The organism is Longimicrobium sp., from assembly GCF_036388275.1.
In the GTDB taxonomy this organism is placed as follows: domain Bacteria; phylum Gemmatimonadota; class Gemmatimonadetes; order Longimicrobiales; family Longimicrobiaceae; genus Longimicrobium.
In genome coordinates this window covers 1-12,088 of record NZ_DASVSF010000052.1, presented here as the reverse complement: position 1 = coordinate 12,088, position 12,088 = coordinate 1, and the positions used below count along the sequence as shown (strand labels likewise).

General features: G+C 69.8%; 8 protein-coding genes and 1 pseudogene. 6 read left to right on the top strand and 3 right to left on the bottom strand.

Annotated elements, in window-relative coordinates:
* Positions 1 to 17 precede the first annotated feature (17 nt).
* Positions 18 to 385, top strand: a pseudogene (locus tag VF632_RS28040) (virulence RhuM family protein); the annotation flags it as partial.
* Between the two features lie 368 nt (positions 386 to 753).
* Here the strand turns inward: VF632_RS28040 and VF632_RS10245 are convergent.
* The 3 genes from VF632_RS10245 to can all read right to left on the bottom strand — a co-directional run bounded on the left by VF632_RS10245 (position 754) and on the right by can (position 2,672).
* A complete protein-coding gene (locus VF632_RS10245) occupies positions 754 to 1,053 on the bottom strand; it encodes a hypothetical protein (protein WP_331022785.1) in 300 nt (99 codons plus the stop codon).
* A 300-nt stretch (positions 1,054 to 1,353) separates the two neighbouring features.
* Positions 1,354 to 1,914: an outer membrane beta-barrel protein gene (locus VF632_RS10240; RefSeq protein ID WP_331022784.1), complete on the bottom strand. Its 561-nt coding sequence runs from the start codon at positions 1,912 to 1,914 to the stop codon at positions 1,354 to 1,356.
* A gap of 113 nt (positions 1,915 to 2,027) precedes the next feature.
* A complete protein-coding gene (gene can, locus VF632_RS10235) occupies positions 2,028 to 2,672 on the bottom strand; it encodes a carbonate dehydratase (protein ID WP_331022783.1) in 645 nt (214 codons plus the stop codon).
* 150 nt (positions 2,673 to 2,822) lie between these two features.
* On the opposite strand from can, the gene VF632_RS10230 reads away from it, so the two are divergent.
* The 5 genes from VF632_RS10230 (at position 2,823) to VF632_RS10210 (ending at position 11,929) form a co-directional block, all read left to right on the top strand.
* Positions 2,823 to 3,641, top strand: a complete 819-nt coding sequence (locus tag VF632_RS10230; RefSeq protein WP_331022782.1) for an amidohydrolase family protein — start codon at positions 2,823 to 2,825, stop codon at positions 3,639 to 3,641.
* Entirely contained in the window at positions 3,634 to 4,341 is a 708-nt protein-coding gene (locus tag VF632_RS10225) for a GNAT family N-acetyltransferase (RefSeq protein ID WP_331022781.1), read from the top strand. The genes VF632_RS10230 and VF632_RS10225 overlap by 8 nt, the downstream gene beginning before the upstream one ends.
* Positions 4,342 to 4,821: 480 nt before the next feature.
* On the top strand, positions 4,822 to 8,100 hold the full coding sequence (locus VF632_RS10220) for a lantibiotic dehydratase (RefSeq protein ID WP_331022780.1): 3,279 nt from the start codon (positions 4,822 to 4,824) through the stop codon (positions 8,098 to 8,100).
* A gap of 759 nt (positions 8,101 to 8,859) precedes the next feature.
* Positions 8,860 to 9,834: a thiopeptide-type bacteriocin biosynthesis protein gene (locus VF632_RS10215; protein WP_331022779.1), complete on the top strand. Its 975-nt coding sequence runs from the start codon at positions 8,860 to 8,862 to the stop codon at positions 9,832 to 9,834.
* A 49-nt stretch (positions 9,835 to 9,883) separates the two neighbouring features.
* Positions 9,884 to 11,929, top strand: coding sequence for a lanthionine synthetase LanC family protein (locus VF632_RS10210; RefSeq protein ID WP_331022778.1), 2,046 nt, complete (start codon positions 9,884 to 9,886; stop codon positions 11,927 to 11,929).
* The last annotated feature ends 159 nt before the right edge of the window (positions 11,930 to 12,088 follow it).

Genomic DNA, 12,088 nt, shown 5'->3' with positions numbered 1-12,088 from the left:
GTGGCGGATGAGCGCCCATCGCGTGGCAATCACCGGGCCGGGCACGCGTGGAATGCCGGTTCACGACGAGACGCTGTGGCTGAGCCAGGCGCTGATGGCGGAGCTGTTTCAGGTGACCGTTCCCGCCATCAACGAGCACCTGAAAGCGCTGTACGCCGAAGGCGAGTTGGCGGAAAACGCAAATGTTCGGAAATTCCGAATAGTTCGAACGGAAGGGCAACGCCGCGTCACGCGGTCCATCGAGCACTACAGCCTCGACACCATCCTCGCCGTGGGCTACCGCGTGCGCTCCGCCCGCGGGATGCAGTTTCGGCAGTGGGCCACGGAGCGGCTGCGCGAATACCTGGTGAAGGGCTTCACCATGGACGACGAGCGGCTGCAGAACACTGCAGCGCGGGCAGAACACAGCCCCGGTGCTGACGCTTGCCCCGCATTCGCGGCAGGGTTGCAGTGCCATTCGAGAGGGGGATCGATGAATGTGCGGGTAACGCTCAGAGGCTGCCCGCCACCTTTTTCTCGTACGTTTGCTGGTCGAGAGGGCAATCGACTAGATCCAGAAACTCGTTCCGGGAAACTCCGCACTGCTTTGCCATGTGCGCAAGAAGCGAGAAGTTGAGATCCCGCCCACCGTGGCTCGTCTTCGTCCTGATCCTGGACTTGAGCCCTGATTGGGTGTGATATACGAAGTAGCGGTGGTGCGTGTCTACCTGGCGAAATCCTTTCCGCCGGAGAGCCGCCTCTACGTCGATCTGCTTACGCATCGTCACCCTGCACGGCCAGCCGTTCGCGAAGCAGTCTGCCGAGCGACGCAGCACCCGGGGTAAGCTGCGCCTCGTCTGCCTCCGCGTACTCCAGCCACATCATTTCGATCTGCTCCACGAGGTCGGAGCGCACATCGGCGCAGGTCTGGCCGTAGGCGTGGATGTCCAACTCGGCGTCGTGAACCACCAGCAGTTGACCGTCCGCTTGGGCGACGGGAAAAGCCCGGGCTCCGTCTCGGAAGCGCAGACGCCGCTTCGTACCCGAAATCTCTGTCAGAATGATCGGCGACACGTCCATTCCTCGATGTTGAACACCTCCGCGGCGGTCCGAGTGCCGAACCGTGCTCCACACGATAGCTGCAGTTCGGCACTGGCGGAAGTCCTTTGTGGAGCTACACTTGACGCCAGCGTGCGAGTCGCGGCTCCGGCCATGCCGGCGGGGTCTGTTCTCCTGCGGAATCTCTCGTCTATGGCCGTATTCACGCGTCCTTGGCTGGCCATGCACCGTTCCGTCGACGTTCGACCCGAGCAAAAACCCCGCACGCGCGGGTGCGCGTCCGGGGCTGGGGTGATCCGCCGATGATGGGTTTTTCTACAGCCGCAGCCTGAAGCCCACGTTCAGGCCGGTGGACGAGTATCCATTGCCGCGCCCGAGGTCCTGGTGCGGGGCCACCATCCGGGAGAACCGCCCGGCGGAGTGCGACAGGCCCACATCCAGCGCCACGCGGCGGCTCAGCGAGTACTCCAGGCCCGCGCCGGCGACGATGCCGGCACCCACGCCGTGGCGGTCGCCATCCACCATCACGCCGCGGCTGGCGGCTGCCTCCACGTACGGCCGCAGGCGCTGCGATGCATCACCAAAGGTGTAGCGCGCGCCCAGCGCCGTCTGCCCGTGCTGGTAGCCGTAATCGTACCGCAGAAAGGCCGACACCTTTTCGCTGACGCCGTAGCGAAGCGTCAGCCCCAGGCCGCTCCGGGTGGGGGTTGCGCCCTGCTCCACGGCCGAGCTCAGCCTGCTGCCGCTCAGCGTCATTCCCAGCGAAAAGCCGCGGCCGTCGGAGCGCGCCGGCGGGTTGGAGGAGAGCTGGGCGGATGCGGATTGCGCGGACAGTGCGATGGAGAGGACTGCGAGACTCACCAGGTTTCGGATCATGTGGCTCTCCCGGAAGGAGCTGGATGGATACCGCCGGAGGGAAACCGGCGGCGTGGATCGGTTTCCGGCGTACCACGCCGGGCGCGCCCGCGTTCCATCCACCCGGCGGAAGCCTATCCCCCCAGCCGCTCCACGGCGGCGTCGCGCACGGGCAGCAGCTCGTCGGGGTTCGTGATGGTCATCTTCAGGTCGCGGATGACGCCGTCCTGCAGGCGGTAGATCCACCCGTGCACCGACAGCTCCTGGCCGCGCGCCCACGCGTCCTGCACGATGGTGGTCTGGCAGACGTTGGAGGCCTGCTCGATCACGTTCAGCTCGCACATGCGGTCCAGGCGCTCGTCGTCCGACAGGGGCTCCAGGCGCTCCCAGTGCTTGTCGCGCACGTCCTGCACGTGCCGCAGCCAGTTGTCGATCAGCCCCAGCTTCATGTTCTGCAGCGCGGCCCGCACGCCGCCGCACCCGTAGTGGCCGGTGACGATCACGTGCTTCACCTGCAGCACGTCGACGGCGAACTGCAGCACCGACAGGCAGTTGAGATCGGTGTGCACCACCACGTTGGCCACGTTGCGGTGCACGAACAGCTCGCCCGGAAGCAGGTTCACGATCTCGTTGGCCGGCACCCGGCTGTCGGCGCAGCCGATCCACAGGTACTCGGGCGACTGCGTGTTCGACAGCCGCGAAAAGAACTCCGGGTCGCGGTCCGTCATCGACTGCGCCCATTCGCGGTTCTGCGTAAGAAGGCGGTTCAGCACGCGCATCCTGTCTGCTGTCGGTCGGTGGTATCCATCCCTCGCGGTTGGTGGACAACATAGCGCGTGCCCCATCCCGCATCCACTCCCCGGCCCACCCTTGCGAGGGTGGTACGCTCCCTGCCAGCCAACCAGCCCGCACCCGCAACCCGGACCACGTTGATCATCGACTGCCACACGCACCTCAACCGCTACGTCGAAAGCCAGCCCGTTTCGCTGGCCGAACGCTACGCGCAGCTGCACGCCGACATGGACGCCAACGGCGTGCAGCACGCGGTGGTGCTCTCGTCGTACACCGTCAACGCCGACCGGCCCAGTACGGACGAGCTGCTTGATCTGATGGAGGGAGACCCGCGCGTCAGCGTGGTGGCCGGCGTGAGCGTGCCGCACCTGGGAAGCGACCAGGTGATGCACCTGCGCCGGCTGCTGGAAACGCGGCGCATCAAGGGGCTCAAGCTGTATCCCGGCTACCAGCCCTTTCACCTGTACGACCGCGTGGTGCACCCCATCTACGAGCTGGCGGGCGACTTCGACGTGCCGGTGATGGTGCACACGGGCGACACCTTCAACCCCAAGGCCAAGGTTCGCTACACGCACCCGATGGAGGTGGACGACGTGGCCGTGGACTTTCGCGAGGTCACCTTCGTCCTCTGCCACATGGGCAATCCCTGGTTCGTCGACGCCATGGAAGTGGTGTACAAGAACGAGAACGTGCTGGGCGACATCTCGGGCCTCACCCTGGGCACCTTCGAGCCGCGGTACGAGCGGATGGTGACCGGAAAGATCGACGAGGCCCTGGCCTTCATCAACAATCCATCGAAGCTGATGTTCGGCACCGACTGGCCCATCTCCGACATGGGCAGCTACCTGGCGTTCGCCGCCAAGCTCGAGACCACGGACGACGAACGCGAGGGGATGATGTGGCGCAACGCCGCGCGGGTTTTTCGCATCCCCGTGCAGGAGCGGGCCGATGGATGACCTGGACGGGCGCCTGGTGGTGCTGGACGACGAGCGGAAGCCGCTGGCACGCCAGGCGCTGGAGCTGATCGCCCACGCCATCGGGGACGTGCAGCCCGTGGGCGAGCTGCTGGCGGAGCTGGAGGAAGCGCGCCTGGGAATGCCGTCGGGCGGCAACTACCACCTGCTGACGTACCTGGACGACGACGGCAAGCCGATGGCGGCCGCCGCCGGCGTGTACCTGAAGGGCGTCAACGCGGGGTTCATCACCTACCTGGCCGTGCGCAAGGACCAGCGCGGCGCGCACCTGGGCCGCCGCCTGCGCGCGCACGTGGTGCAGGCCATGCGCGACGAGGCGCTGCGCACCACCGGGCACGACCTGGCGTGGATCGTGGGCGAGGTGCGGCAGGAAAGCCCGTGGCTGAAGACGCTGGTGCGCGACGGCGAGGCGATTCCCTTCGACATGCCGTACTTCCACCCCTGGCAGTCGCGCCGGGGCCACGCGCGCTACGTGCTGTACCGCGAGCCCGTATCCGATCCGCGCACGGAGCTGGGCGCCGACGAGGTGCTGCGGCTGCTGTACAACATCTACCGCCGCGCCTACCGCCTGCGCTTTCCGCTGCACAGCGACAACTTCTGCTTCATGCTGGGCGACCTGGAGGGGCGGGAAACCGTGGGGGTGCACGCCAACTTCGAGGAGGTCCTGGGCGAGGGCGACTAGCCCGGGATGGACGGACGCGGGGCTCACCCGGAGGGCAGGGAGGACGGAGTATCGAGGTGGTTCGACGGGCTGCCCTGCATGCCGCGGGAGGCCCCTCCCCCACCCCTCCCCCGGCAAACTGCGCCGGGAGAGGGGAGAACTTCGATCGGGATTGCGAGCTGCCTCATGCTGCGGCGCCCAGGCTTGGAGGTAGTCCAGGGTAGATCCTCCGCCCCGCGAGGCGCGGTGTTCAGGCCGGTCCGGCCCGCATGGGGCTCAGGATGACGGGGTGTGCGCGAGAGGGCGGTCCGACGCACGACCCTGGAGTCGAGGTCCGAAACACCTGTCGTAAAGTTGGCGGCTCGCGTACTTGCCAGCTTCGGACGCGGGTAATTAGGTTCGCTGTGCAACCCCGGTCTCCGTGCCGGGCGCTCACGCCGGTATCGCCTGCCGATTGACGCCTCTTTCCACGCCGGCACTCCCGGCACACCGGTCCGCGGGATGATGGAACCCTGGATGGACGAGCCCGCCGCCACGGCCGACGCCCTGTTCCCGCGCTTCGTGTGCCGCGTGTCGGGCGCGCCCGTCGACACGGTCGACACGCTTCGCGCCGAACGCACCCTGTCGCTGCTGGACGAACTGGCCCAGGTGGAGGCGCGCATCGGCGAGCGGCGCGAGGAAGTGTCGCAGATGCTGTTCGAGGCCATCGGCGCCACCACGGAAAAGCCGGTGCGCAATCGCCTGGTGGGCCTCAAGCGCGAGCTGTACAACGGCCGCGCACCCGCCACGCAAAAGGTGAACGACGCACTGGCGGCGGTGGACGAGGCGACTGGCGAGCAGGTGCGCGCCTTCGTCGCCGACCTGGAGCGCGCCCGCGAGCTGAACGCCACCATCGGCGCCGCGCACGACGAAGAGGTCACGGCCCTGCGCCGGCGCTTTCGCGAGCTGGTGCGCTACGGCGACTTCCGGAAGGGGCTGATGGTTTCCAGCCGCGCCCTGTACGGCAACCTGGGCCGCTACGACGCCGCGGCCGAGCGCGGCACCCTCAGCGGGCGCGACGAGAAGACGGAGCGCGGGCTGCTGCGCTACTACACGCGGATGGCCGCCAAGGCCACGCCGTTCGCCACCTTCTGCGCCGTCATCCCCGGCACCTTCATCGAGGCCGGCGGGGGCCAGGACGAGGGGCGGATGCGCTTTACCGGCGACCCGCGCGTCAAGCGCAGCTTCGTCCGCATCAACAAGTTCCTGTACGGCCTGCTCTTCGATCACCTGAAGACCCGCCCGACCGTGCGGCACCGGCTGGCCATCGAGCCCAATCCCACCCTTCGCAAGGAGGACGGGCGGCTGGTGTTCCTGACGGCGATCGACGGCCGCGAGGTCTTTCAGCGCATGGCCGAGAACGAGGTGCTGGACCTGATCGCCAGCCGGTGCGCGCAGGCCGGGCGCCCCACGCTGGGCGACCTGATCGGCGCGCTCTGCAGCGACCCGGAGATCGAGGCCACGCCGGAAGAGGCCGAGGCGTACCTCGACAAGCTGGTCGAGATCGGGTTCCTGCGCTTTCACACGGGCATCCGCGAGCAGGACGCCGACTGGGACCTGCCCTTCCGCGAGCTGCTGGACCGCATTGACGACGAGCACGCCCGCCGCACGTCGCAGCTGCTGGTCGTCCTTCGCGAGCAGGTGGAAGCGTACGGCAACGCCCCGGTGGACGGGCGCGGCGCGCTGATCGACGAGATCCACGCGCTGATCGAAACCGCGTTGGGGGAGATGGAAATCAGCGGCCGGCTGCGCCGCGACATGCCGTTCTACGAGGACGCCACCGCCGCCGCGGGCGCCGAGATCGCGCTCACGCCCGGCGTGCGGCGCGCCTTCGGCGCCTGGGAAGAGTGGGCGCGGCTGACCTCCAGCCTGGGGTGGCCCCGCTCCGAGCAGGCCACCATGCGGCACTTCTACCAGACCTACTACGGCGACTCGCAGGGCGTGCCCCTGCTGCGGTTCTACGAGGAGTTCTACCGCGAGCACTTCAAGGCGCACGTCGAGAAGGAAGCGAAGCAGCGCGCCGGGGCGCGCAGGGAAGCGCTGGGCGGATACGACGTGGGCAACCCGTTCGGCCTGGACGTCGTCCGCAGCCTCTCGGACGCCCGCACGCAGCTGGGCGAGGCCATCCGCGAGCGCTGGGCGGCGGAGCCGGATGCCGCGGTCGTCGACCTGACGGCGGACGACGTTCGCCAGGCGCTGGCGGGGGTGGAAACGGTGAGCGGCGTGCCGCGCTCCATGGGCGCGTTCGGCCTGCTGGTGCCGGCGGAGGAGGAGGGCGGCGCGCCGTCGTTCGTGCTGCACGGCGGCAGCTACACGGCGGGGTACGGCAAGTACTTCTCGCGGTTCCTCTACATGCTGCCTGACGACGTGCAGGAAAACGTGCGGACGTGGAACGCGGCGCTCACCGACGACATGCTGGCCGAAATCTGCGGCGACGCGCAGTTCAACGCCAACCTGCATCCGCCGCTGATGCGCTGGGAGATCAGCTATCCCACCGGCGAGAGCGGCGCGACGGAGGCACAGCTTCCCAGCAGCGAGATCGTGGTGCAGCCCGACCCTGACGATCCGTACGCGCTGCGGCTGGCGCACGGGCCCACGGGCCGCCGGGTGATCCCCGTGGACCTGGGCTTCCTGAACCCGCGGATGCGTCCGCCGCTGTACCAGCTGCTGTCGCGCTTCACCCCGCCGGTGATGTTCGCCCCCACGGTTCCCGAGTCGCACTCGCAGCCGGCGCAGGGCCAGGGCGCCCGCCCCGCCACCGTGGAAGGCCTGCAGGTGGCCCCCGCCGCATTCGCGCAGGACGGAGGTGGCGCGGATACGGTGGATCAGGGCGCGGATACCGTCGATCAGGGAGCCGACACGGTAGACCAGGGCGCGGACACCGTAGCTGCGAATCCGTTCGGCGCCGACACGGTGGATGGCGGGGCAGATACCGTCGATGGCGGCGCGGACACGGTGGCTGCAGGCGCGGACACCGTCGATGGAGGAGCGGACACGGTCGATGCAGGCGCGGACACTGTCGCCGCAGCAGCAGCCCCGGCCGATGCCGTCCACTCACACGCACAGACGCAGCCAACGATCAGCTACCGCCCTCGGCTGACGTTCGGAGGCAGCCTGGTGCTGACGCGGCGCCGCTGGTCGGTGCCGGGGGCGCTGCTTCCCCAGCGCCGCACGGACGAAAGCGCGGCCGAATTCTTCGTGCGGATCAATCGCTGGCGGCGGGAGAGCGGGATTCCGGAGACGGGCTACTTCCGCATCAACCCCCTCCCGGAGCCGCGCCCGACGCCCGCGGGCCAGCCCGCGCCCGCCCAGGCCGAGGCGCCGCCTGAGGTGGTGGACGAGATCCCGGGATACGAAGGCGCCGCCGAGGCCGAAGCCCACGAAGACGAGCAGGAGCACGAGGCAGAACCTGCCGCGGGCGAAGCGGGAGCCCCGGCGGCCGCGGGTGCGGATGAAAACGCCGCACAGCGGCCGAAGCCCACGCAGGCGTCCCGCGACTTCTACAAGCCGCAGTTCATGGACTTCGGAAACCCGCTGCTGGTGGCGATGCTGGGGCGCATCGGCACGGGGCTCAAGCGGTTCCAGGCGGTGTTCGAGGAACGCCTGCCGGACCGGGACGGCCTGCCGCGCCACGGCGACGACCGGTTCGTCACGGAGTTGGTGGTGCAGCTCGCCTTCCCGGCCGGTACCGCCACGACCCCAGCCGAGGCCGCATCCGAGCCGGCGCTGGCGACCGGCTAGTGACACGCAGCCGGGCCTTGTCATCCTGAGGCCAAGCCACACCGCACTCGCCCTAACGCCGTACCTGGCGGGCCGAAGGATCTAGCCGCGGGCACGAACAAGCCAGGGCGCGGCAGCGGTCACCAAAGCCGGGGGCCTCGGCTGCCGTGCGGCCCTCACCCGGCCGCGCTGACACGCGTGCCACCCTCTCCCACAAACAGCGTGGGAGAGGGGGTACACACCAGGCGTGGGCGAGGCCTCGGCCCTGCTGGGGCGAATGAATTCGCGGCAACGACGGCCCGAAGTCCGCCTTCGCGGACTGCATGCGGAGTCGGGTGCGCCAGGCCCGCGGAAGCGCGATCGAATTCTCCCCTCTCCCGCTTGCGGGAGAGGGGCCGGGGGAGAGGGCAGCCGGGGCATGCGCGGGCCAGCGTCGAAGTGCCACAGACCTCCACCCGTCTCGCCCGTGCACCGCTTTCGGCCCATAGCACCGGGCTGGCTCCCTTCCCCCGCGGCAGTTTGCGGGGGAAGGGCTGGGGATGGGGGGCGGCCCGGGCATGCACTGAACCAGCCGAAGCGCAATCGAAGTTCCCCCCTCTCCCGGCGCAGTTTGCCGGGGGAGGGGACGGGGGAGGGGCCCCGCCGAGGCATGGACGACAGCCAGCCTCAACCGGTATGAAGTTCCCCCCTCTCCGCACGTAGTTTGTGCGGGGAGGGGCAACCCCGGGGAAGGGGCACCCCGGCGCCCCACGTCCAGTGATCCACCGACCCACACGCCACATGACCGAACCGCGACACGAGCACGGCTGGCTGAGCGTCTACCTGTTCATCAACGGCTGGATCTACGCCCCCGAGTGCGACCAGGTAGTCATCGAGCACGTCGAGCCGTTCGTCCGCCGCTGCATGGCCGAAGGCTGGGCCGATCAGCACTTCTTCATCCGCTACAGCGAGCACGGGCCGCACGTGCGCCTGCGCCTGTACGGACGCACCGACGTGCTCGAAGGGACCGTGTGGCCCGCGCTGGTGGAGCACGTGCGCGCGTCGCATCCGAGCGTGCGGGTGGACGAGCTTCCCGAGACGCCCTCGTACAGCCGCGTCGACGACCAGCCCCCGGGCGTGACGCACCTGGCGCGCGTGGCGTACGAGCCTGAAACGCAGCGCTACGGCGGCCCCGACGCGCTGGCGGTCGCCGAGCGGATGTTCCAGGACTCCAGCGACGCGGCGTACGCGCTGCTGGCCCGCATGGGCGGCGAGCGGTCGTCGCGGCTGGGCAAGGGGCTGCTCTCCACCGTCATGGCCTGCCACGTCTTCTGCGAAACCCGCGAGCGCGCCACCACGTTCGCCCACACCTACTCCACCAACTACCTGCGCTCGCTCGCCCGCGAAGACGAGGGGCGCGAGACGTTCATCAGCGCCTTCGACCGCGGTTTCGAGCAGCAGGCCGACACCCTCGCGGCGTACGTCAACGAGGTGTGGGAGCGGATGGACGAGGGCGAGGAGCTGTCCGACACGCTGGACCGCTACGGCGAGGGGCTCGACGCGCGCCGGGCCGAGCTGCGGGGCCTGTTCGACGAAGGCCGGGTACAGGTGGCCGGGGAGCCGGCGGACGACTGGCAGCGGGTGGTGTGGGGCATCGTCCCCAGCTACGTGCACATGATGAACAACCGCCTGGGCATCACCATCCAGGAAGAAAGCTACCTGGGATACCTGGTCCATCGCGCGCTCCAAAGCCCCGACGCGGTGGGCGAGGCCTGAGCCCCGCGGCCCGATCCTTCTTTTCCGCACCCGCAAGGACCGTTTCTCGATGGATACGCAGCACCGCACGGACGAGCCCCGCACCGAAGCGCTGATGGAAGCGGCACAGGCCATCGGCCGGCGGCTGGTGCAGGGCGCGCGGTGGACGGACGACGCCTGCACCTGGCACGTGATGCAGCCCGACCGCGCGAACCCGGCGGCTCGCCGCGCCGTCCCCACTCCCGCCACCGGCACGGTGTACGAGGGAACGGCGGGGATCGCGCTGTTCCTGGCTGAGCTGCACGCGGTGACGGGCGATGCCGACGTGGCCCGCACCGCGCTGGGCGCCATCCGCCTGGCCCTGCGTCAGGGCGCGTCGCTGCCGGATACCAGCTTTGGATACCACAGCGGCCGCGTGGGGATCGCCTACGCGGCCGCGAGGGCGGGCGAGCGGCTGGGCCACCCCGAGTTCTACGCCCAGGCCGAAGACCTTCTCCGGCCGCTGGTGGGCAACGAGAGCCGCGACACAGGGCTGGACGTGATCGCCGGGGCCGGCGGGGCCATTCCCGCCCTGCTGCAGCTGACCCGGTACGTGGACGCGGAGTTGGCCCTGGGCATCGCGCGGGGGCTGGGCGACCAGTTGATGGTGACGGCCACGCGCGAGCCCGAGGGCTGGTCGTGGGGCACCATGCGCAACAGCGCCGTCCGCAATTTGAACGGCTACGCCCACGGCGCGGCCGGCATCGGCCACGGGCTGCTGGAGCTGTACGCCGCCACGGGGGACGGCCGCTACCGCTACGGCGCCGAGCAAGCGTTCCTGTACGAGCGGGCCTTCTTCAACCCCCAGCACGGCAACTGGCCCGACCTGCGCAACACCGAGCTGGGCGAGTACCAGTACGAGGGGCGCGTGGACGAGCTGCGCGACCTGCTGCGCTCCGGCGGCGGCCTGGAGCCGCAGCCCATGCGCTACATGAGCGCGTGGTGCCACGGGGCGCCGGGCATCGGCCTCAGCCGCGTGCGCGCCTGGCAGCTGCTGGGCGACCCGCTGTACCGCGACGAGGTGCTGGCCGCCTGCGCAACCACGGTGGGCACGGTGGGCGGCCACGGCCTCGGCAACTACTCGCTCTGCCACGGCCGCGGCGGCAACGCCGAAACACTGATGGTGGCCGCCCAGGTGCTGGGCGACGAGTCGCTGCGCGAGCCGGCGCTGGAGAGCGCCTATGCCGGCGTCGAGCGCCACGAGGGGGCGGACGCGTCGCCCTGGCCCTGCGGCACCCTCGGCGCCGCCTCCGACCCGGGGCTGCTGCTGGGCGAAGCCGGCATCGGGCACTTCCTGCTGCGGCTGGCCCACCCCCGGGTGCCCTCCGTGCTGTTCCTGGAGGCGCCGGACGTTTCGGCGTCGCGCGGAGGCACGGTGGGCGAGGAGGGCTGGCGAAGCGAGCAGGAGAGCACCGTCGCCGCGCACTTCGGCGGCACGCTGGCCGCATTCCGCGCGATGGGCGTTGCGCTGGACCTGCCGCTGGCGCCCATGGGCCCGGCCCCGCGCACGTCGGACGTGGTGGCCGTGTACGAGGCGCTCGCCGGAAGCGTGCGCGACGTGGCGGATCCGGCGCGGCGCGAGCGGCTGGAAGACGCGTTTGCGGTGGACCGTGCGCGCTACGAGCTGGCCCGTTCGGTGACGGACTTCACCACGGAGTACCTCGACGGGCTGGCCCGGCTTCCCGCGGCGGAGGTGGACTGGCGCGAGGGCCGGGTGGAGCTTTCGTCCCGGGTCCGCGTGGTGAGCACCCGGTGGGACTGGGCCGCCCGCGCCGCCGCGGACGCCGCCGGCCCGCCGGGGGACGAGGACGAAGGCGAGGTTCACTGGCTGGTCCAGTTCACCGGCGGCTGGCCGGTGGTGCGCTCGTTGAGCCCCTTCGCCGCGGTGATCCTGGAGAGCGTCCGCGAGCCCGCGACCGCCGACGAGCTGATCGACACGGTGAATGCCGCCTTGTCGGGGGGCGAAGGCGAGGTGAACCGCGAGTGGTTGGAAGAGCGCGTCCTGCAGCAGCTGAACCAGGCGTATCGTGCGGGTTTCGTGAACCTGGCGCGCGGCCTGGCCGGCGCGGCGCGGTAGTAGAGGGTGACGCCGACGCCTGTCATCCTGAGAGGGTGTTGAGATAACCGAACAAAGTGCGAACATGCACAAGTAGACGGTGTATGCGGCTGGCATGACTAGCCTCAGATATCCGACAGACTTGACCGATTCGCAGTGGGAGCTGCTGCGCCCGCTCAT